17 protein-coding genes are annotated in these 21,829 nt (G+C 66.0%); 4 read left to right on the top strand and 13 right to left on the bottom strand.

Annotation, left to right across the window (positions count from 1 at the left end; translation table 11 throughout):
- Window positions 1-70 precede the first annotated feature (70 nt).
- Window positions 71-763, top strand: a complete 693-nt coding sequence (gene rplA, locus ACN4E0_RS05965; protein ID WP_419566569.1) for a 50S ribosomal protein L1 — start codon at window positions 71-73, stop codon at window positions 761-763.
- A 104-nt stretch (window positions 764-867) separates the two neighbouring features.
- Here the strand turns inward: rplA and ACN4E0_RS05960 are convergent, their stop codons facing one another.
- From ACN4E0_RS05960 to ACN4E0_RS05945, 4 genes are read right to left on the bottom strand one after another with little or no spacing between them, the layout of a single operon-like run.
- Complete coding sequence (locus ACN4E0_RS05960; RefSeq protein WP_419566568.1) at window positions 868-1,794, bottom strand: GNAT family N-acetyltransferase; 927 nt, start codon at window positions 1,792-1,794, stop codon at window positions 868-870.
- Window positions 1,791-2,759, bottom strand: a complete 969-nt coding sequence (locus ACN4E0_RS05955) for a polysaccharide deacetylase family protein (RefSeq protein ID WP_419566567.1) — start codon at window positions 2,757-2,759, stop codon at window positions 1,791-1,793. The genes ACN4E0_RS05960 and ACN4E0_RS05955 overlap by 4 nt, the downstream gene beginning before the upstream one ends.
- A gap of 53 nt (window positions 2,760-2,812) precedes the next feature.
- Window positions 2,813-3,571: a competence/damage-inducible protein A gene (locus ACN4E0_RS05950; RefSeq protein WP_419566566.1), complete on the bottom strand. Its 759-nt coding sequence runs from the start codon at window positions 3,569-3,571 to the stop codon at window positions 2,813-2,815.
- A 33-nt stretch (window positions 3,572-3,604) separates the two neighbouring features.
- Entirely contained in the window at window positions 3,605-5,113 is a 1,509-nt protein-coding gene (locus ACN4E0_RS05945; RefSeq protein WP_419566565.1) for a flavin-containing monooxygenase, read from the bottom strand.
- A gap of 186 nt (window positions 5,114-5,299) precedes the next feature.
- On the opposite strand from ACN4E0_RS05945, the gene ACN4E0_RS05940 reads away from it, so the two are divergent.
- Window positions 5,300-6,361: a LacI family DNA-binding transcriptional regulator gene (locus ACN4E0_RS05940; RefSeq protein ID WP_419566563.1), complete on the top strand. Its 1,062-nt coding sequence runs from the start codon at window positions 5,300-5,302 to the stop codon at window positions 6,359-6,361.
- Complete coding sequence (locus ACN4E0_RS05935) at window positions 6,358-9,684, top strand: amidohydrolase family protein (RefSeq protein WP_419566562.1); 3,327 nt, start codon at window positions 6,358-6,360, stop codon at window positions 9,682-9,684. Before ACN4E0_RS05940 ends, ACN4E0_RS05935 begins: the two co-directional genes overlap by 4 nt.
- Before the next feature lie 65 nt (window positions 9,685-9,749).
- Here the strand turns inward: ACN4E0_RS05935 and ACN4E0_RS05930 are convergent, their stop codons facing one another.
- The 9 genes from ACN4E0_RS05930 to ACN4E0_RS05890 all read right to left on the bottom strand — a co-directional run bounded on the left by ACN4E0_RS05930 (window position 9,750) and on the right by ACN4E0_RS05890 (window position 21,197).
- On the bottom strand, window positions 9,750-11,093 hold the full coding sequence (locus ACN4E0_RS05930) for a methyl-accepting chemotaxis protein (protein WP_419566561.1): 1,344 nt from the start codon (window positions 11,091-11,093) through the stop codon (window positions 9,750-9,752).
- Window positions 11,094-11,151: 58 nt separating this feature from the next.
- Window positions 11,152-12,954, bottom strand: a complete 1,803-nt coding sequence (locus tag ACN4E0_RS05925) for a methyl-accepting chemotaxis protein (protein WP_419566559.1) — start codon at window positions 12,952-12,954, stop codon at window positions 11,152-11,154.
- Window positions 12,951-14,489, bottom strand: coding sequence for a putative bifunctional diguanylate cyclase/phosphodiesterase (locus ACN4E0_RS05920; RefSeq protein ID WP_419566558.1), 1,539 nt, complete (start codon window positions 14,487-14,489; stop codon window positions 12,951-12,953). The genes ACN4E0_RS05925 and ACN4E0_RS05920 overlap by 4 nt, the downstream gene beginning before the upstream one ends.
- A gap of 102 nt (window positions 14,490-14,591) precedes the next feature.
- Window positions 14,592-15,455 carry a CheR family methyltransferase gene (locus ACN4E0_RS05915; RefSeq protein ID WP_419566556.1) on the bottom strand — a complete coding sequence of 288 codons (864 nt, stop codon included), beginning with the start codon at window positions 15,453-15,455 and terminating at the stop codon, window positions 14,592-14,594.
- A complete protein-coding gene (gene cheB / locus ACN4E0_RS05910) occupies window positions 15,446-16,534 on the bottom strand; it encodes a chemotaxis-specific protein-glutamate methyltransferase CheB (protein WP_419566555.1) in 1,089 nt (362 codons plus the stop codon). Before cheB ends, ACN4E0_RS05915 begins: the two co-directional genes overlap by 10 nt.
- 10 nt (window positions 16,535-16,544) lie before the next feature.
- Entirely contained in the window at window positions 16,545-16,910 is a 366-nt protein-coding gene (locus tag ACN4E0_RS05905; protein WP_221603389.1) for a response regulator, read from the bottom strand.
- Window positions 16,911-16,966: 56 nt separating this feature from the next.
- On the bottom strand, window positions 16,967-17,401 hold the full coding sequence (locus ACN4E0_RS05900; protein WP_419566554.1) for a chemotaxis protein CheW: 435 nt from the start codon (window positions 17,399-17,401) through the stop codon (window positions 16,967-16,969).
- On the bottom strand, window positions 17,398-19,782 hold the full coding sequence (locus ACN4E0_RS05895; protein WP_419566553.1) for a chemotaxis protein CheA: 2,385 nt from the start codon (window positions 19,780-19,782) through the stop codon (window positions 17,398-17,400). The genes ACN4E0_RS05900 and ACN4E0_RS05895 overlap by 4 nt, the downstream gene beginning before the upstream one ends.
- Before the next feature lie 65 nt (window positions 19,783-19,847).
- On the bottom strand, window positions 19,848-21,197 hold the full coding sequence (locus ACN4E0_RS05890; protein WP_419566552.1) for an MATE family efflux transporter: 1,350 nt from the start codon (window positions 21,195-21,197) through the stop codon (window positions 19,848-19,850).
- A 122-nt stretch (window positions 21,198-21,319) separates the two neighbouring features.
- On the opposite strand from ACN4E0_RS05890, the gene ACN4E0_RS05885 reads away from it, so the two are divergent.
- The coding region (locus tag ACN4E0_RS05885) for a class II aldolase/adducin family protein (RefSeq protein WP_419566551.1) at window positions 21,320-21,829 on the top strand (510 nt) is incomplete at its 3' end.

The following is a 21,829-nucleotide window of genomic DNA, read 5'->3' as shown; positions in this document are numbered from 1 at the left end:
GAACAGGCCACCAAGATCATCGAAGGCAGCGCGCGTTCGATGGGCCTCGACGTGGTGGAGGGCTAAGACCATGGCAAAGCAGACCAAGAAGCAGCAGCTCGTCGCCAAGCTCGACGGCGAAAAGCTCTACAGCGTTGACGAAGCGATCGCCACGCTGCGCGAACACAAGGCGAAGTTCGACGAAACCGTCGAAGTCGCGATGAATCTCGGCGTCGACCCGCGCCACGCCGACCAGATGGTCCGCGGCATGGTTTCGCTCCCGAGCGGCACCGGCAAGGACGTCCGCGTCGCGGTCTTCGCCAAGGGCGACAATGCCGAGAAGGCACTCGCCGCCGGCGCCGACAAGGTCGGTGCGGAAGACCTCATGGAAGACATGCAGGCCGGCAATCTCGACTACGACCGCGTGATCGCGACCCCCGACATGATGGGTGTCGTCGGCCGTCTCGGCAAGGTGCTCGGTCCCAAGGGCCTGATGCCGAACCCGAAGCTCGGCACGGTCACGCCCAACGTGGAGCAGGCCGTGAAGGACGCCAAGGGCGGCCAGGTCGAATTCCGCGTCGAAAAGCAGGGCATCATCCATAGCGGCATCGGCAAGCTGTCGTTCAAGGACGAAGACCTGAAGATCAACTTCAAGGCGCTGACCGACGCGATCGTCAAGGCGAAGCCTTCGGGTGCCAAGGGCAAGTATGTCCGCAAGATCACGCTGAGCTCGTCGATGGGCCCGGGCCTCAAGGTCGACCTGACCGAAGTCGAAGGCGCCTGAGATCGCCCGCTATCGCAAGCTGGCTGAGGGCGGGTATCGCCCTTAGGCGGTGTAACGATAGAAAAGAAAAAGAGGGCCGGCGGGGACAACCTGCCGGCCTTTTTTCATGCCTTCAGCGCCCGTCGGACCCGCGTCTCGGCGCCGGTCCTCGTCACCATCGACTTGGCCCCCGCGACCATTCGGTCGAAGGCCGCGAGGCTGGCCAGCAGCGCCCCGTTCGCGACGCTGGGGCGCAACATGAGAAAGCTGGCGCAAGGCACGCTGGCAGTGCGGAACTGCGCCTTGTGCGCCCCGTCGCCCTCGGTGAAGTCGAAATAGCGAAAGCGCCTTTCGGCGAAGAGCTGTTCGAGCGCCGCCATCTGGAGAACCGTGCCGGGCGAGAGGCCCGCATGGCGCGGGTCGTAGCCGAGATGGGCGTAGATCAGCGTGTCGCGTTCGATGGGCAGATAGAGATAGGCGACCGGTTCGCCATGCAGGAACAGCAGGAAGGCGCGCAGGCGATCTGCCTCCGCAAGCCCGTACATGGCGGTGCGGGCCTGCTCGTCCTCAGGCAGTCCGGCGTCGAGCAGCCGCGCCTGATAGGTCAGGCGCGATAGCGGCTGCGCCAGGTGTAGGAAGCGTTCGATCTCGTCCGGGGTGCGATACGAGCGCAGGTCAAGCGTGCCGCCGTCTGCTTCCTCGAACTTGCGTCGCTTGCGCCTGAGGGTCGACCGCGTCTTGCCCGAGAAACGCGCCAGATAGGTCTCGTAGGTTCCGCTCATCTCGATGTAGCTGCGCTCGTAGGTTTCGCGCGCTCCGATCAGGAATCCCGGCATCACCTCGCGCAGCCGTGCTTCGGCGCTGGTGGGTGCCGACAGGACGCGCAAGCCTTCGACCGAAGTGAGCTGAGGGACCGCGGGCACGCGCCCATGGAAGATATCCTGCAGCGAGAAAGCCAGCGTGACGACCTCGCGCTCGATCGTCAGCAGGCGCCGCGAGCCCAGGGTGAAGGCGACTTCGTACGGCGCGGACAGTTGGGTCGGGGCTTTCACTTTGCCCCGTAGAGCCGGTTCGCGACGAATTGTTCGGCCATCCGCGCAATGCTGCGGACCGGATTATTCCGCATGGCGCCAGCGCCCGTCTCGTCACCCACTTGGGGTGGACGACTGCGGAAGGTGGCACTGTCCGCCCCGGCGATACTGGCGAGGCTGCGGCAAAAAGCGGCGAAGCGCCGGCCCAGGATCCGGTTGGGCCGGGTCCGGTCGCGGCTCATCAGCTCGAAACTGTGGCTGACGAGGTTGAAGGATTCCACCTTCTCGCTGACGCAATAGCGCAGGGCGGCCTCGAGCTCCCAATGCGAGAGCGCGGTAATCTGGGCGTGACGTGGACCGCCGACACTGGGGATCGAGCCGACGGGAACCTCGATCGCGCCCTCGTGGCGCACCACGGTCCGGTCGTCCTGCGACAGCGAAATGCGACAGTCGGACGCTGCGATCCCCGGCACGTGGCTGCTGTCGTAACGGATGCCGATCTTGCGCAAGGCGCGCAAGGTCGCATCGTCGGCCCCATAGTTGCCTGCGCGGAACGCGGTTGGGGGAGGGGCCCCTGCAGCAACCAGCTGGTCGCGCGCCAGTCCCAGCAGGTCGACCTGCTCGGCTTCGCTGAACTGGTGCAGATTGCTGCCGGTCCTAGTGCCGAGTGGATTGGCATCTCCGGCGATCTCGAGCCATTCGGGGTGGAGGTGCAATTGCACTTCGTGCCCGCGCTCGAGGATCGGCTCGACGACCGCGGCAACCGCGCCCGTTCCCCAGACCAGCGCCGGCATCGGATCGACGAAGAATACGCCCTTCAGGCCGTGGGCGTCCATCACCTCCATCTGGTGGACGATGCCGACTTCTCCGGCAGGCGTGCGGCAGAGGATCGAGCGATCGAACACTTCCTCGCGCGCGTGCACGCCGAGTTGGCACGTCAGACCCGCCGAATACTCGGTGTCGATCGTGATATAGACCGCCGTCACAGTAACCCTACTAACACGCGAGGGTTAACGGCGCGATTATATTGTGGAATTTGCTAGATGCCGCCCGGTGTGAAGTCGAACCCTGCGGTGGCTAGCCCGTCGCAGAGGCTGTCGACGCAACTCCTCAGTTCGTCCTCGCTGGTCGAGCGGACGACGAAGTTGGCTCCCACCCGCCCTTCGCGGAAGAAGGGATAGCTGCCGATCTGGCACTGGTCGTGCGCCTGTTCGACCTGGCGCAGGATATCCGCGACCTCGCTCTCCGGCGTCCAGCAGCCCACGGTTTCGGACAGCAGCGGCGCGCCGCCTTCGAGCGTTCCGGTCAGCGCATCGAGCATGCCGGCGGTGATGTGCGGGACGCCCGCCATCAAATGGATATTGCCGAGCTTGATTCCAGGCGCCCCCGACATGCGGTTGGGGATCAGTTCCGCGCCTTCGGGCACACGGGCCATGCGCAGCCGCGCCTCGGTCAGGCCGCCCGGCTTGTCGGCATAGTATCTTTCGAGGATCGCCCGGGCCTGCGGGTGGACGACGACCGGCACCCCGAGCGCCTCGGCCACGGCGTCGACGGTGATGTCGTCATGCGTGGGGCCGATTCCGCCGGTGGTGAAAAGATAGTCGTAACCCTCGCGCAGCGCGTTCACCGCCTCGACGATCCGCTCGATCACGTCGGGCACTACGCGCACTTCGGACAGGCGAATGCCCTGCACCTGCAACCAGCTGGCAATTTGCGCGATGTTCTTGTCGTGTGTGCGGCCCGAGAGGATCTCGTCGCCGATCACGACGAGGCCCGCGGTATAGATGCGTTCGGTCATGCGGCGGTGGGTAACGCGGTTGGAGGGCGAATGCTACTCCGCAGCTTCGAGCTGTTCGTCCGCGCTGCGCGCATTGGCGCCGTGACGGCGGAACTCGAGCAGGCCGTCGTCGACCGGGTCTTCCTTCATCCGCTTGCGGTCGATCACATATTCCTGGTTGAGTCGCCAGGGATAGGCCACTGCGTTGCGCGGCATGATGTGCTTGCCGCGCTGGATGTAGCCGGACGAGAAGTCGAAGATATCGTCCTCCTCGATCGCCGCTTCGGCCTGCGGGGTGAGGACCGGTTCGGCGACGTCGACGCCCTTGGCCTTGCTCTCGTTGAGCACGCGGCAGATGAAGTCCGAATTGATGTCCGCCCTGAGCGTCCAGCTGGCGTTGAGATAGCCGAACACCACCGCGAGGTTGGGCACGTTCGAGAACATGCAGCCCTTGTAATAGAAGTGCTGCGCCAGATCGATCGGCTGGCCTTCCTTCGACAGCGCGATCTTGCCCGCCACGGCCAGCTTGAGGCCGGTCGCGGTGATCACGATGTCGGCCGGCAGAAAGCTGTCGTCGGTGAGTCGAACACCGCCCTTCTCGAAGGCCTTGATCTGCCCTGTCACGACCTCCGCCTTGCCGTTCTTCAGCGCCTGGAACAGGTCGTCGTCGGGCACGAGACACAACCGCTGCTCCCACGGGTTGTAGGGCGGGGTGAAGGGCGTGAGATCGTAGTCCTGGCCCATCGATTTGCGGATGCGCTTGTGCAGCCCGTCCTTCACCTTCTGCGGCTTGTTGCGCGCCATCTTGAAGGCGAAATCCTGCATCGTGATGTTCTTCCACCGGGTGATCCGGTAGGCGAGTTTTTCGGGCAGGATCTTGCGTAGGAAATTGGCAAGCGCGTCCTTCGCCGGACGGCTGAACATCCAGGTCGGGGTGCGCTGGAGCATGGTGACCTTGGCGGCCTTGTCCGCCATCGAGGGAACGATGGTCACCGCCGTCGCGCCCGAACCGATCACGACCACCTTCTTGCCGGAATAGTCGAGGTCTTTGGGCCAGAACTGCGGGTGGATCACCTGGCCTTCGAACTCGCCGAAATCGAAGCCGGGATCGTAGGGCTCGTCGTAATCGTAATAACCCGAGCCGAGATAGAGCCAGTTGGCGGTGAGGTGCTTCCTCTCGCCTTGGGCGGTCTCGAGCGTGACATGCCAGCGCGCCTCGTTCTCGTGCCAGTCGGCGGCGAGCACCTTGTGGCCGAAACGGATGTGCTCGCGGATGTCGCGCTCATCGACGATCCGGTCGAGATAGTCGAGAATCGCGGGGCCGTCGGCGATCGATTTCTCATGCTTCCACGGTTCGAAATCGAAGCCCAGCGTGTGCATGTCGCTGTCCGACCGGATGCCGGGATAGCGGAACAGGTCCCAGGTGCCGCCGAGATTGTCGCGCCTCTCGACGATGACGAAACCGTGGCCCGGCGCCTTCTCCTTCATATGCGCCGCCATGCCGATGCCGGAAATCCCCGCACCCACGATCATCACGTCGAAATCGGTCGCCGTATTCGTCATTTCACTCTCCCAAGTCGGGCGAACGTAACCCAGAGTGCGGCGTAGCGCCAGCCTCGGTTGCAGGGCGCAACCTAACTGGTCTTTTCGGTCCAATCCTCCCCGGTCCGACCGCGGTACCGAGGCTTCGCTCTCGCTTTCGACGATTGCGTCGGTTAGGGCGGCTGCGACGGGGAGTACCTTCAACTTATGTCGAACAGCGATAAGTCCCGGCCGCGGCGCGTCACCTCGATAGATGTGGCCGAACTCGCGGGCGTGAGCCAGTCGACCGTCAGCCGCGCCCTTTCGAGGTCGGAAACCATCACCGAGGCGACCCGCCGCCGCGTCGAGATGGCCGCGGAACAGCTCGGCTATCAGGTCAATGCCCGCGCCGCCGGCCTCCGCCGCGGCGAGACGGGCACCATCGCCATCGTCGTGATCGGGCGCCAGGGATATGGCCCGACCGCGGTCAATCCGTTCTATTACACCCTCCTCGGCAGCACCTGCGCGGCGGCCGCCGAGCGGGGGTACGAGGCACTGGTCTCGTTCCAGGCCAGTCCCGACGAGTTCTTCGGGCATTATGTAGCGCGGCGACAGGCCGATGGCGTCGTCGTCCTGGGCACCGCGACCAACGAGCCGGCATGGGACTATTTCCGCAGCTGTGCCGAAGGGGCGGGGGGGATGGCCTTCTGGGGGTCGCCCTTCGACGACAGCGTCTGGGTGCGTTCGGACAATCGCGAGGGCGGTCGCCTGGCTGTCGAGCGGCTCGTCGAGGGTGGAGCGCAGGACATCGTCTTCGTCGGCGACACGGGTTCCTCGCAGCGCCAGTTCCACGAACGCTTCGAAGGCTATCGCACGGCGATGACCGATTCCGGGCTGACCCCGCGCGATCCGGTGGTGAGCGAGGGCGAGGATCGCGTATCGCAGGGCCGCAATGCGATCGCACAATTGGTTCAATCGGGTGAGCGCTTCGACGGGCTCTTCTTCGCCTGCGACGCCATGGCGCTCGGCGCGCTGGAGGAACTGGCCGCGCGCGACATCGCGGTGCCCGAAGCGGTCGGCGTGATCGGTTTCGACGGCCTCGGTTCGGGCGAATTCAGTTCGCCGCCGCTGACCACCGTCGAGCCCGATTTCGCTCAGGCGGGCAAGCTGCTCGTCGAGACCGCCCTTGCATCCGAAGGCGAGCGCCCCGAGCGGCGCGTCGCCGTCCATCTGGTCGAGCGCGCCAGCGTGCGCCGGCCCAAGCCAAATTCAGTGGAGAGAAAACAATGAAAACCAGCATCGCCTCCGTCCTTGCCGTGCTCTTCGCCGGCCAGGCGGCCCTTGCGCAGGATCCGCAGCCGAGCCCCAATCCGGTCGAGGAACAGGAGGTCGACGCCTCCGCCGAGGCCGGCCCGGCCGAGGGCAGTGGAATGACGGTGGCAGCGGCACCGGCGAGCACCAATCCTGCCGCCGAGGCCAAGGAAGAGGAGAAATGGGACATCACCGCGCCGCGCGGGGCAGTGATCCGGCAGGTGCCGATCCGTACCGACGAAGGCACCTGGATGGATGTCGACGTCTCTGCCGACGGACGCACCCTGGCCTTCTCCATGCTGGGCGACATCTACACCATGCCGATCGCCGGCGGCACGCCGACGCGGATCGCCGAGGGGCTCGCCTGGGAAGTCCAGCCGCGCTTTTCGCCCGACGGGCGCCGCATCGCCTTCACCTCCGACCGCGGCGGCGGCGACAATATCTGGATCATGAATGCCGACGGGTCGGACAAGCGCCAGCTGACCAAGGAAGATTTCCGCCTGCTCAACCAGGCGAGCTGGTCGCCCGACGGCAATTACATCGTCGCCAAGAAGCACTTCACCACGCAGCGCTCGCTCGGCACGGGCGAGATCTGGCTCTATCACGTCTCGGGCGGCGGCGGCGTCAAGCTGGTCAAGCGCGCCAGCGAGGCGCTGCAGAAGGAACTCGGCGAGCCCGTCTATTCGCCCGACGGCGAGGCGGTCTATTATTCGCGCAACGTGACCTCGGGGCCGATCTTCGAATATGCGCAGGATTCGACGCAGGGCACCTTCGCCATCGAGCGCTACGAACTGGCGACGGGCGAGGTGACCACGGCGGTCAGCGGCTATGGCGGAGCGGTGCGCCCGCAACCCTCGCCCGACGGCAAGAGCATCGCCTTCATCCGCCGCGACAAGGACCAGACCGAGCTGTGGGTCAAGGATCTCGCCAGCGGCCAGCAGCGCATGATCTATGGCGATCTCGACATGGACATGCAGGAAACCTGGGCGGTCTATGGCTTCTACCCGCTGATGGACTGGATGCCCGACGGTAATTCGCTCGTCCTGTGGGCGGGCGGCAAGATCCGCCGCGTCGCCGCCGACGGCAGCGGCGCGACGGTCATTCCCTTCAGCGTCGACGATACGCGCGGGGTGGCCGACGCCCCGCATCCGGTGATCCCTGTATCGCCCGACAGCTTCACCGCCAAGATCCCGCGCTTCGCCAGCGTCTCGCCCGATGGCCGGACGGTCGTGTTCGAAAGCCTCGGCAAGCTCTATGCGAAGCCGGTCGCGGGGGGCACCGCGCGGCGGCTCACTTCGGGCGACGACGCCGCGCTGGAGCTGTGGCCGTCGTGGTCGCGCGACGGCAACCGTCTCACCTACGTCCGCTGGACCGACGAAGGGCTGGGGCAGGTGATGACCGCCAGCGCCAATGGCTCGGGCGCCCGCGCGGTGACGCGCATGCCGGGTCACTATGCGAACCCGAAATTCTCGCCCGATGGCAATACGATCGTCTTCGAGAAGCGCTCGGGCGGTTATCTGACCTCGCCCGAATTCTCGGAGAACGAGGGCATCTACCGGATCGCTGCCTCGGGCGGCGCGACCGAGCTGGTGGCACGCGACATGGCGAGCCCGCAATTCGGCGCGGCCAACGACCGCGTCTTCATGCTCGGCCGCAACGACGGCAAGCTCCAGCTCATCTCCGCCGATCTCGACGGCGAGGCGCGGCAGGTCCATGCCGAGGGGGAGCTGACGACCGAATATCACGTCAGCCCGCGCGGCGATTTCGTCGCCTTCCGCGAGAATTACGAAGTCTTCGCCATGCCGCTGATGCCCGGCGGGCAGGCGGTGACCGTGGGCGAGAAGGCCAGCTCGCTACCGGTCGTGCGCGCGTCGAAGGGCGGGGCGGATTATATCGGCTGGACCGAGGGCGGCGACATGCTGACCTGGTCGATGGGGCCGGTGCTCTATCGCGCCAGCCTCGCTTCGATGTTCGCCACCGCGCCGAAGGACAAGGACGCGCCCAAGTTCGTCCCGCCGACCAGCGGCACCTCGCTCGAGCGGACCATCGCTGCCGACAAGCCGCGCGGCACGGTCGTGCTGACCGGCGCGAAGATTCTCACCATGACCGGCGATGGCGCAGGCGAAATCGCCGATGGCACCATCGTCATCACCGGTGACCGGATCGCCGCTATCGGCCCGGCTTCATCGGTCGCAATCCCGCAAGGGGCAACGGTGATCGATGCCAGCGGCAAGACGATCATGCCCGGCCTGGTCGATGCGCATGCGCATGGGCCGCAGGGTACGGGCGATCTGGTGCCGCAGCAGAACTGGTCGCTGGTCCAGAACCTCGCCATGGGCACGACGACGATCCACGACCCTTCCTCGCAGGCGAGCATGATCTTCGCCGCGTCGGAGCGGCAGCGCGCGGGATCGTTGCTCGCCCCGCGCATCTTCTCCACCGGCGAGGTGGTCTACGGCGCCAAGGCGCCGGGCGTTTACGCCCGCATCGACGGCTATGACGACGCGCTCGACCACATCCGCCGGATCAAGGCGCAGGGCGGAATCTCGATCAAGAACTACAACCAGCCGCGGCGCGACCAGCGCCAGCAGGTGGTGGCCGCCGCGCGCGCCGAAAACATGCTGGTGGTGGCCGAAGGCGGCTCGCTGTTCGGGATGGACATGAACCTGATCGCCGACGGCAACTCGACCGTCGAGCACAATGTACCGGCCGAGCACTTCTACGAGGATGTGCTCCAGTTCTGGAGCGGCTCGCAGACCAACAACACCCCGACGCTGGTGGTCACCTATGGCGGCCTGGCGGGCGATCCCTACTGGCGGCAGGCGACCGATGTGTTCGCCAACCCGCTGATGATCCACACGCCGCCGCGCCAACTGATCGCGGATACCGCACGGCGGATTACCGCGCCCGACTGGGCCTTCGTCGATGACGACAGCGCACGCGAGGCGCGCAAGCTCGCCCAGCGCGGGGTCAAGATCAGCATCGGCGCCCACGGCCAGCAGGCCGGGGTCGGCCCCCACTGGGAGCTGTGGAGCTTCGTGCGCGGCGGCATGACGCCGGTCGAATCGCTGCGCGCAGGCACGATCGAATCGGCCCGGTCGCTGGGCATGGCCCGCGACATCGGCAGCCTCGAGGTCGGCAAGCTCGCCGACCTCGTCGTGCTCGATGCCGATCCGAGCGAGAACATCCGCAATTCGGACAAGATCGAACGGGTGATGATCGGCGGTCGCCTCTACGATTCGCGCACGATGAACGAGGTCGAGACGGGGAGCGATCGCCGCCTGCCCTATTGGTGGGAATAGAATGAAAAAAGGGCGGCGCGGAGCAAGTCCGAGCCGCCCATTCCTGCGCGCCTGTCCAGCCGCGGTCAGGCGTCGCGAATATGGTCGAGAAATTCGTCTACCCGGCTCTTGAGGGCGCTCGCCTGGCCTTCCAGTTCGGTGGCCGAGTTGAGCACCTGGCTCGCGGCGGTGCCGGTAGCGAGGCTGGTTTCGCGGAACTCCTCGATATGCGCCGAGACTTCCTCTGTCGCGCGCGCGGCGAGGTCGATGCTGCGGGCTAGGTCCTGCCCGGCGACCGATTGCTGGTCGACCGCGCTGGCGATCGAGACCGCGGTCGCCTCGAGTTCCTTGATCTGTCCCGCGATCGAGCGCAGCGCGCCGACGCTGGCGCCGGTCGAATCCTGCATCGCGTTGATCTGCTTGGCGACTTCCTCCGTCGCCCGGCTGGTCTGCGCGGCGAGTTCCTTGACCTCGCTCGCGACCACCGCGAAGCCGCGCCCGGCCTCGCCCCCGCGTGCCGCCTCGATCGAGGCGTTGAGCGCGAGCAAATTGGTCCGTTGGGCGATCGACTGGATGAGCTGGACTATCTTGCCGACCTGATCGGCCGAGCTGGCGAGCGCCGAGATCGTGTCGTCGGCGCCGTTGGCGGCATGGGTCGCCTTGCGTGCGAGTTCGGCCGAATGCGCGGCCTGGCGGCTGATCTCGCCTATCGACATGGCGAATTCGTCCGAGGCCGCCGCGGCGGCAGTGACCCCGTGCGAGGCCTGTTCCATCGAGACGGACACGCGATGCGACTGGCCCGCAGCCTGTTCGGCGGTCGAGGCCATGCCCGAGGCGGTCGCATTGAGCTGGCTCGCGGCGGTGGCGACACCGCTCACGACATCGCCTACGCCGCTCTCGAAGTCGCTTGCCATGCGGATCAGCTCGGCCTTGCGCTCGTTGGCGGCCTGCTTGCGGCCCGCGAACAATTCGTCGAGCTTGTGACCCGACTTGAGGAAGACTTCCAGCGACCGCGCCAGACTGCCGATCTCGTCCTTTCGGCCGAGCCCGGAAACGGTGATGTCGCGTTCGCCCTGGGCGAGGCGCCGCATGTCGTTGGCAACCCGCAGGAACGGCGCGATGACCTGGTCGAGGATGATCCTGAGACTGTAGTATCCGCCGGCAAGCGTGACGGCGGCGATCGCAATCACGCCGACCCGCGCCGCTCCGGCGAAGCCCGGCAAAGTCAGCCCGGCCAGCGCGAGCGCTGCAATCGCGAGCACGCCCCCGAGCGTAAGGGCGGATGCCAGCTTCGCCTTGGCGGCGAGCGGCTTTCCCATGAACCAGCTGGACAGGGCCGAGGGCTGATATTCCGATTGCACGTAGCCGATGTCGACATCGGCGATTTCCTGCACCAAGTCGTCGGCTAGGATCGAGCTATGCGCGTTCATCCTCGAGCACCCCCCTTAAGGCTGCATCAACCCTAAGGGGGAATTGCTTGAAATCGCGTTAAGCTGCGCGCACGTGATCGAGAAAGCGTGAAACCTGCGATTTGAGCGTGCTGGCCTGCGCTTCGAGTTCGGTCGAGGAATTGAGCACCTGGCTCGCGCCGGCACCGGTGGCGAGACTGGTCTCGCGAACCTGCGCCACATTGGAGGAAACCTCGTCGGTCGAACGCGCGGCAAGGTCGATGCTGCGGGCAAGGTCCTGCCCGGCGACCGATTGCTGGTCGACCGCGCTGGCGATCGAGATGGCGGTCGATTCGAGCTCCTTGATCTGCCCGGCGATCGAGCGCAGCGCACCGACGCTGGCGCCGGTCGAATCCTGCATGGCGTTGATCTGCTGCGCGATTTCCTCGGTCGCGCGGCTCGTCTGCGCGGCGAGTTCCTTGACCTCGCTGGCGACCACCGCGAAGCCGCGCCCGGCCTCGCCGCCGCGCGCCGCCTCGATCGAGGCGTTGAGCGCGAGCAGATTGGTGCGCTGGGCGATCGACTGGATCAGTTCGACGATCTTGCCGACCTGCTCGGCCGAGCTGGCGAGAGCCGAAATCGTGTCGTCGGCGCCATTGGCGGCATGCGTCGCCCTGCGTGCGAGTTCCGCCGAATGCGCGGCCTGGCGGCTGATCTCGCCGATCGACATGGCGAATTCGTCGGAGGCGGCGGCGGCGGCGGTAACCCCGCGCGAGGCTTGCTCCATCGAAGCGGTGACGCTCGAGGTCTGCAGCGAAGCCTGCTCGGCGGTAGAGGCCATCGAGCCGGCTGTTTCCTTCAATTGCGCGGAGGCCGAGGCAACGCCGTTGACCACTTCGCCGACGGTCGCTTCGAACCGCTTGGCGAAGCTCACCAATTCCTGGCCGCGCTCGCGGCGGAGGGCGTCCTGTTCCTTCGACATCTTTTCGACCTGCCAGGCGGCCCGGAGGAAGACTTCGAGCGAACGCGCCAGGTCGCCGATCTCGTCACGGCGGCCCGTCGCGGGAATGTGAATGTCCTTCTCGCCCCTGGCGAGGCGCGAGGCGACGTCGGTCATCCGCCGAAGCGTCCCAGACACGTCGCGGCCGATGAAGCGCGCGCTCGTCCAGGCGATGCCCAACGCGAGGGCCGTGACCGTGAAGAAGGCGACGAAGAGCCACATCACCATGGTCCGCGACTCAGCGTCGGCGGTCGCGCCGATGTCCTCGATCTCGCTGCGCGTGGCACTCGCCAGTTCGACGAAATCCTGGCCTTCGCCATAGACGCTGTCGGAAAATGTCTGCCACTGGGCTTGAGTGCCGCGCGACAGCTCCGCTGCCTTCACCCTGCTGCGCAGCGCGGCGAGCATCGCGTCGAGGCGTTCGACCTGCGGCAGCACTGCCGGAGCGGATGCGACGACATGAGTTTCCAGCCGGGCGAGGTCGCGGTCGGTTTCGTTGAACGCATCCTGCGCCGCAGCCAGGTCCGCCGGTTCACCGGAAACGGCATAGCGCTGCACGAACAGTCGGCCCGTGTTGATATCGGCCACCATGCGTTCGGCAGTCACTGCGGCTGCCGAGAGCGTCATGCGCTCGGCGCGCGCCTGGAGCGCGAAATAGCCGCCGAGGCAGGTCGCGAAGAGGCACAGCAGCACGACCGCCATATTGGCCGAGGCGATCGCCCAGAGCTTCTGGCCGACCGACTTGTCCGAGAGCCAGCGGTTGAGGCCGCGCGTCCCGATGCCGTCATCGCCTTCGTCGGCGGTACCGATCGCATCGGCGCCGGCCGCATGGGGCACTTGGATGTCGGGCACGGTTTCCTGTTCGGCGGTCATGCCGCTGGCGATATCCTGCAGAGCGCTCATGCGACCTTGCTTCCTTTGTTTGGAGATTTGCGCGGCCGCCCGATGGGCTTGCCGAGGTGTTGGGCGATGTCCTTGGCGGGCATCGCTTTGAAATAGAGCCAGCCCTGGATCTGGTCGCAGCCGGCGGCGCGGACCATGGCGGCCTGCTCTTCGGTTTCGACACCCTCTGCGGTGACGCCCATCTTCATGGCGCGCGCAACGGTGATGCTCGACAGCATCATCGCCCGGCTGCCGTCGTCCTCGCTCGCCTGGACCACGAGGCTGCGGTCGAGCTTGAGCTTTTCGAAGCGGAACTGGCGGAGGAAGCCGATCGAGGCATAGCCGGTGCCGAAATCGTCGAGCGAGATCTTGACCCCGAAGCTGCGGATGAGCGCGAGGCTGCGCTCCGCGACGACCGGGTCGAGCACGAGGCAGGTTTCGGTGATCTCGAGTTCGAGACGATCCGGATCGAAGCCGGTTTCCTCAAGGATGTGGCCCAGCTGGATCGGGAATTCGGGATTGCGCAGCTGCGCCGCGGAGATGTTGACCGACAGCGTGATCCCGTTCCATGCGAGCGCGTTGCGGCACGCCTCGCGTAGGACCCACAGGCCGATCGAATTGATCAGTCCGCTCTCTTCCGCCACCGGGATGAAAACGTTGGGGCCGATGCATTTGCCGTCCGCACGATCCCAGCGCAGCAGGCATTCCACCGCGTCGATCACGCGCGTATTGCTGTCGACCAGAGGCTGGAAGTGCAGCCGGAACTCGTTCCGCGCGAGCGCCTGCCGCAATTCGTCGTCCATTTCCTTGAGCTGTTCGCGACTCTTGTCGAAGCTGGGGCTGAACCAGGTGCAGCGCATCTTGCCGCCGCGCTTGGCGGCATACATCGCGATGTCCGCGCGCCGCAGAAGTTCGGACGAGGGAACATCGTCCTGCAATGTCCGGCGCGCGAGGCCGATGCTGGCACCCAGCGTCAATCGGCGGTCCTCGACATGGATCGGCTTGGCGAGTCGCTCGATGATTCGCCGGCAGAGCCCTTCGAGCAGCGTGCCCGCCACCGGCCCGCCGATCATCATGGCGTATTCGTCGCCGCCGAGACGGTAGACGCCGGCCTCGCCGTCGCTGATCTGCCGGAAGATTTCGGCGCATTCGCGGATTGCCGCATCGCCGACGAAATGGCCGTAGTGATCGTTGATCAGCTTGAAGCCGTCGAGGTCGATCATCGCCAGCGCGACTTCGTGGCCCTGCCGGTATTCATGCTGGATGTCGAGGTGCAAGGCACGGCGATTGGGCAGCAGGGTGAGGCTGTCGGTGCGCGACAGGCACTCGACCCGGTTGAGGTGGCGGAGGCCGACACAGGCGCAGGCCGCGGTCGCGATACCGAAGGCGAGCGCGCCCACCCCCAAAAGGGTGCCGAGCGAGACGAATTCGAAATAGCGGTTGGCGAGAGCCGCTGCCCAGGTCAGCACGAAAATGACCGCCAGAACGGCCATCGGCGCGAAGATCACGGTCCGCGTACTATCGCTCTCGCGAAATCCGTGCGAACTCGAGATCATCCCCTGACACGCGCCCCTTTTGTCGTCAGATTACCGCCTAGAGAGCATTCGCTAAGGAAGCGTAAACTACGGGTTTACCTTGCTTATGCGGGCGCCGAGGTGTCAGTAGGAGGCCGCGCGAAGACGGGGTTCGGACTTCGAATATTCCTCGAGAACCGGGCTGTAGAGCGACGATCCGAACTGGGCCGGCCTGAACCGCTCGGTCTGGCCGACCACGGTCTCGCCCGCGCCCAGCATCAGCCATCCGTCGGGAGCGATTCCGCTCGCGAGTCGGCCGAAGACCGTGGCTCGCGTTTCGGGATCGAAATAGAGCAGCACGTTGCGGCACATCACCAGGTCAAACCGTCCCGGCGAAGGCGGATAGTCGAGGATATTGTGCTGCTGGAAACGGATCATCGAGCGGATCTTGTCCGCCGCCTGCCACTGCCCGTTGCTCTCGGCGAAGAAGTTGAGCATCTGCGCGACGCTGATCCCGCGCTGGATCTCGAACTGTGTGTAGAGCCCGCTGCGGGCCGTTTCGATCGCCTTTCCCGACACATCGGTGCCGAGGATCTCGATCGTCCAGTCCTTCCAGCGACCCGGCTGTTCGGCGAAGATCATCGCCAGGCTGAGCGCCTCCTGTCCGGTCGAGCAGCCGGCAGACCAGATCGACAGCCGTTTCCTGTTCTCGCGCTTGCGCGCGAGATCGGGCAGCACCTGATTGGCGAGCACCGAGAAATAGGCGTGGTCGCGAAAAAAATAGGTTTCGTTGTTGAGCAGCGCCTCGACCACCCTGGTCGCGAGCCGATGTTCGCCCGGGCGCTCCAGCATGCAGGCGAGCTGGTCGACATTCTCGATACCGAACTCGCGAAACAGGCCCGACAGGGCGCTGGCGACGCGCCACCGACGGCCTTCCGTCAGTTGTTGTCCCGTACGCTGCGCAAGAAGTTCCCCGATGATGTGATGCGAAGCGTCGTCTACTGCCATGCGTCGGCTCCTGTGCTCGCGATGAGCTTTTCGGCAAGTTCGGCGGGGGGGAGCACGGCGGCGGCCAGGCCCTGTTCGGCGATCGCGCGCGGCATCCCCCAGACGGCGCAGGTGTCCGCGCTCTGGGCGTAGACGGTTCCCCCTGCGGAGAGGATCGAATGGGCTCCTTCGGTACCGTCGCGGCCCATGCCCGACAGCAGCACGCCGGCGACGTGACCGTCATAGGCTTCGGCCAGCGTCTCGAACATCGGATCGACCGAGGGCATGCAGCCGCTCTTCACCGGATGGTAGGCGAGGCCGAGAACACGGCGTCCGCCCGATTTGCGGACCACCATGTGCCCGTGGCCGGGCGCGATGTAGATCACGCCGCGTTCGACGGGAATCCCCTCGTCGGCGAGGACGGCCCGGCGTCCGGCAGCGGTTTCCATCTGCTGGGCGAAGACAGGGATGAAGCTCGCCGGCAGGTGCTGGGTGACGAGGATCGGGAGATCGAAATTCGCCGGTACCTTTTCCAGGAACAGGTTGAGCGCATGGATGCCGCCGGTGGAGGCACCGATGGCGACGACCTGCGGCGACTTGCCGGACCGCCGGGTTGCTGCCGGCGCGGCGTCCGGCGCATCGGGCGCACGGCCCTTCAGCGCGCGAATCTTGCCGAGGAGCGTTGCGCGGTACTCGTCGTCGAACCCGCCCGGTCGGGGTTTGAGCATGGTGTCCGCCGCGCCCAGCGAGAGCGCCTTGACGGTCGACTCCGCGCCGTCGGCGGTCAGCGACGAAATCACCAGCACCTTGGTGTCGGGCGCCGCAGCCATGATCTTCGGCAGCGCCTCGAGACCGCCCATGCCGGGCATTTCGAGGTCGAGCAGCATCACGTCGGGTGCGGCCTGGGCGAGTTCGGCGAGGCCGCTCTCCGCAGTATTGGCCGTGGCGACGATGTTCATGTCGTCTTCCTGTTGGATCATGCGCGAGAAGACGGTGCGCACGGTCAGCGAATCATCTACGATCATCACCCGCACCGGATCGGCGCAGGTCCCGCTGGTGGCACCCGTACCCGGGAAATCGGAACGCAGGGGAGCGCCCATGCAAGCCTCCTCAGGCCATGCCGACAAGCTGGAGCTTGATCTGCAGTGTTTCGTGATCGAACGGCTTCATGACGTATTCGTCGGCCCCTGCGCTGATCGCCTCGCGGATGTGCGCGACGTCGTTCTCGGTGGTGCAGAAGACCACCTTGGGCTTGTCGCCGCCGTCGCGCTGACGCAGCTGGGTGATGAATTCGATGCCCGTCATGACCGGCATGTTCCAGTCGAGCAGGACTACGTCGGGCATGGCCTCGGCGCATTTGTCGAGGCCTTCCTGGCCATTTTCGGCTTCTTCGACGGCGAATCCCAGCGTCTCGAGAATATGTCTCGAAACCTTCCGGATGACACGCGAATCGTCGACGATAAGGCAGGATTTCATGTGAATGACCTCTGGTGTTTTCCAGCGTTTCCTATCGCCGGAGGGTAACTATTCGCTTAAGCCGCCTGGGCGACGGGACCCGAAACGAGCGTTTCGATATCGATCAGCAGGGTCGGGCCGGTATCCGTTTCCACCATTCCCCGCGCTGCAGCCTGCCAGCCGGCGCCGAAGCCGCCCGGTACCTCGATGGGATCGCTGCGCGCTTCGCCGACATCATAAGCGGCGTCGACGAGCAGGGCGTAGCGATGCCCTTCGACATCGACCACCGCCGCGCGCTGTTCGGCACTTTCGGGCTGGCTTTCGAAACCCAGGGCGACCGAGCAGTCGATCACCGTCAGTGCCTGGCTGCGCAGCGCGGTGAGACCGCGGATGAAGGGCGGAACGCCGGGTAGCGGGGTAATGTCGCCGACTTCGATCACCGATTGCACCCGAATTGCGGGGATCGCGGCGTTGCGCCCGGCGATGCGGCACAGGAGCAGGAGTTCGTTCATGCGGTCCTCCCCAAACGGGCTTGCTTGAGCGCGGCGAGCAGGGCCTCGCGGTCGTAGCGATAGATGCTGTCATTCGCACCGTCGGGCGCTTCGGGCTCGGGCCGGAGGCGAATCACGCGCCGTGCCGGCCCCGCCGGTGTCGCTTCCTCCTCGGCCAGTTCGATTGCGACATCGGCCTCTTCCTGTGCGTCGGAGGCGATGCGGTAACCCGCCGCCTCGACCAGCGGTTCGAGGATCGTGCGCGCCCAGTCGCTGCGTGCCGGAAGGCGGCAGGTCATCGGCTGGGTGCTGCCCGGCGGGGAGCGGTGGCTGGCGAACAGCGCATGGCCGTCGATCACCGGCACCGGCTTGTCGTCGATCAGCGTCACGCCCTCGATCGAGGGATCGGCGGCGGAGGGAATGATGTCGCCGTCCATGGCCGCCGCATCGAGCACTTCCTGGACTGCATAGGCGATTTCGCAGTCGCCGTCGGACAGGCGCAGCAGGCGGCATTTCTCGTCCGGCAGGGGACCGTATTCGTGTCCCGCCAGCGTGAAGATCGCACCGTCGACGACGGCCTGCGCGCGGGCCCCTTCGATATCGATCGCGTCGCGGGCAACGGTGTCGATCCGGCGCACCAGTTCGAGCCGGACCGCGCGCCTGCGGCCGTCGAGCCCGGTGAAGAGCATGATCGGCTGGCTCTTGCGCTGTTCGACCTGTTCCTCCTCGACCACGCGCGTCGCGCTGCGCATCTCGTTCACCAGCTGATATTTCTGCGCGATGCTCGGCAGGTCGATCAGCATCATCGGGCGGCCGTCGTCGAGCAGCGTCGTGCCGGCATAGAGGCCGGTTTCCATGACCGCGGGTGCAATCGGCTTCACCACCACGTCCTCGTGGTCGTAGACCCGGTCGACCGCGAGCGCGAAGACCTCGTCGCTCGCCAGGCGGATCAGCACCAGGGTCTTGTTCTCCCACACGATGTCCTCGGGCGCCTTGGTGCCGAGGATGGTGCCGAGCGAGAGGCAGGGCACGCGCTTGCCGCGGAAGGTGACGAGCTGGCGTTCGCCGGCCTCGGCGAATTCGACATGCTCGCTGGAGCCGAACACGATCTCCTCGACGAAGCTGCGCGGGACCGCATAGCGCTGGCTGCCACTGCCCACGGTGAGCGCGGCGATGATGCTCAGCGTCAGCGGCAGCTTGAGGTAGAAGCTGGTGCCTTCGCCGGGCTTGCTGACGACGTCGATCGACCCGCCGACGCGCTCGAGATTGGCGCGCACGACGTCCATGCCGACCCCGCGGCCCGAGACCGCGCTGACCTTGTCGGCGGTCGAGAGGCCGGGTTCGAAGATGAGATGCTGCTTGCGACGTTCCGACATGGCGTCGACTTCGGCCTGGCTGTAGATGCCCGCGGCGACCGCCTTTGCGGCGAGGCGGTCGGTGGCGATGCCACGCCCGTCGTCGGTGATCGCGAGGGTGATCTGGTTGCCCGACTGGCGGGCTGCGAACTTGAGCAGGCCGAGTTCGCGCTTACCCGCCTTGATGCGCTCGCCGGGGCCTTCGAGACCGTGGTCGAGCGCGTTGCGGATGATGTGGGTCAGCGGGTCGCGGACCATTTCGACCATCTCGCGGTCGAGTTCGACCTCGCCACCTTCGAAATCGACCATCACCTGCTTGCCGAGTTCGTTCGACAGGTCGCGGACGAGGCGCGGGAGCGAACTGAACAGATGTTCGAGCCGCTGCATGCGCATGCGCGTGATCGCGGTGCGGACGTCGGCGAGAATCGTGCTCAGCCGGTCGAAGGGACCGTCGATCTCAGGCTGTTCGCCCGCGTCGCGCAGCCGCCGGGCAAGGTCGTTGCGTGCCAGGACCATGTCCGACACGCCCTTCATCACTTCGTCGAGCAATTCGGTGGGCAGACGGATCGAGCGCTGGACGCCGGCGCTGCGGGCCGCCTTGGGTGCTGCGGCCTCATCGGTGTCGGCGGACGTCGGCGCGGACGGGGATTCCTTGGGTTCGCCGACGATCTCGACCGTCTCGCTCGGCTGCAGCGCTTCGATCAACTCGTCGTCACCGCCCTCGGGAAAGTCTTCGCCTGCCTCGATCGAATCGGTCATCTCGCTGATGCGGTCGATGATCGCGAGCACCGCCGAGACGAGCGCGCGATCGGAGTCGCGGCGGCCCGAACGGCAATCGGCGAGCGCATCTTCGGCGGCGTGGCTCAGCTTTTCCAGCCGCGGAAAATCGAAGAAGCCGCAATTGCCCTTCACCGTGTGGACGAAACGGAAAATCGTATCGAGCCGCGCCTTGTCGGCAGGGTCGGCTTCCCAGGCGACGATCTCGCCGCCGCTCGCCTCCAGCATTTCCCGGGTTTCCGCGACGAAATCCGCCAGCAGGTCGTCCATGATCAAAAAGCCCCTCGTACGATGGGACCGGCTATGGACGAGGATGGTTAACGTTTGGTGTGGGCTTAGGGCCTCTTTTCGGGCCCCGAGCGCAGCACTCGCCAGACCACGTAGGCAGCCAGCGCTCCGCCCGCGAGATTGGCGCAAAGTTCGGCCGCATAGATCGCCGACGAGCCCCAGTGCGCGCGCAGCAGCCAGCCGAAGGGAAGCATCACGAGAAAGACCCGTACCGCGCTCTGGGTGAGCGCGAATCCCGCCTTGTCGACCGCATTGAGCGCGCCATTGGCGACGATCAGCAGGCCGAAGCCGGCATAGCCCCAGACCGAGATCGCGAGGTAGCGCGAGAATTCGGCGATCACTGCGGGATCGTTGGTGAAGAAATCGGCAAACCAATCGCCGGTGAGGAACAGCACCAGCGCGATCGCCAGCCCGTAGCCGAGGCAGAACAGCGCCGACCACCACATCGCCCGGCGCGCGCGGTCGGCCCGGCGGGCACCCCAGTTCTGGCCGACGATCGCGCCGATCGATCCCGAGAGCGCGAGCAGCGGCACGACTGCGAAGCTCTGCAGCCGTCCCGCGGCGCCGAACCCGGCCACCGCCGCCTCGCCCTGGCTGGCGAGCAGCGCGGTGAGCACCGAGAGGCCGATGGGATTGATCGCGTTGGAAAATGCGGCGGGTCCGGCCACCGAGAGGATCGCCTTGCTCGAGGCGGCGACGTCGCAATCGCGGATGGTCGCGGGGCGGATCTGCAATTGCGCGCCGCGGATCAGCCACAGCGCGACGAGAATGGCGAGGAAGAAGCCTGCGATGGTGGCATAGGCGGCGCCGGCAATGCCGAATCCGCCGATCCCGAAGGCGCCGGTGATCAGGATCGGGTCGAGTATCCAGTTGGCGATCGAGAAGGTCAGCGAGACATAGCTGGTCTTGCGTGCCTCGCCCTGTCCGCGGAGTACGCCGTTCAAACCCATCTGCAGCAGCATCACCGGCAGCCCCAGCGCATAGGGGCGCATGTATTCGCGGATCAGCGGGAGCAGCGCGTCGGAGGCCTGCATCAGCCCGAACAGCGGATCGAGCAGCAGGTAGAGCGCCAAGCCCAGGATCACGCCCGTCGCCAGCGCGAAGATCGTCCCGAAATTGGCGCGCCGTTCGGCCCGCGCGACATCGCCTTCGCCGAGCGCGCGGGAAATGACCGAGTTGATGCCCACCATCACTCCGACGCCGAGGCTCGACAGCGCGATGGTGATGGGAAAGATGAAGCTCACCGCGGCGAGCTCCTGCGAGCCCAAGCGGCCGATGAAATAGGCGTCGATCAGCCCGACCGACATGATCGCCGCAACGCCGAAGATCATCGGCAGCGTCTGCCCGACGAGATGGCCGCGAATGCTCCCCCGGGTGAGTTTGGCCGTCTCGCTCATCGGCTGGGGCGTTAGCGGCGCAGGGGCGGCTTGCCTAGCGCCAACTCCTCCCTGCTTGCGGACTCGCGGCCCGCCATGCGATACAGGTTGCGAAACAGGACTGCTGACGGAGAGAGCACGCCATGGCCACGCAGATGAAGACCCGCGATTTCGAGTGCAGCGATGCCGAATGGCAGGCGCGGCAGGATCTCGCCGCCTGTTACCGCATCTTCGATCATCTCGGCTGGGGCGAGAGCATCTACAACCACATCTCGGTCGCGGTGCCCGGGGAAGAGGACGTGTTCCTCATCAATCCCTTCGGCCTGCTCTATGACGAGGTGACCGCGTCGAACCTCGTCAAGATCGACGTCGAGGGCAACAATGTCGGCCCCTCGCAATACATGGTCAACAAGGCCGGCTTCACCCAGCATGCCTATTTCCACAAGACGCTGGGCGCGCGGGCCAACGCGATCTGCCACGTCCACACCACCGCGACAATGGCGGTGTGCAGCCACAAGGACGGGCTGGTGCCGACCAATTTCTACGCCTGCAACTTCCAGGGCCAGATCGGCTATCACGATTTCGAAGGCGTAACCGTGCGTCCGGAAGAGGGCGAGCGGCTGGTCGAGAATCTCGGCGATCATTCGATCCTG

Origin of the sequence: Qipengyuania sp., assembly GCF_048550555.1 — a bacterium.
Taxonomy (GTDB): domain Bacteria; phylum Pseudomonadota; class Alphaproteobacteria; order Sphingomonadales; family Sphingomonadaceae; genus Qipengyuania.
Note: the sequence above shows the minus strand (reverse complement) of the source record. Positions and strands in the feature narration are given on the sequence as shown.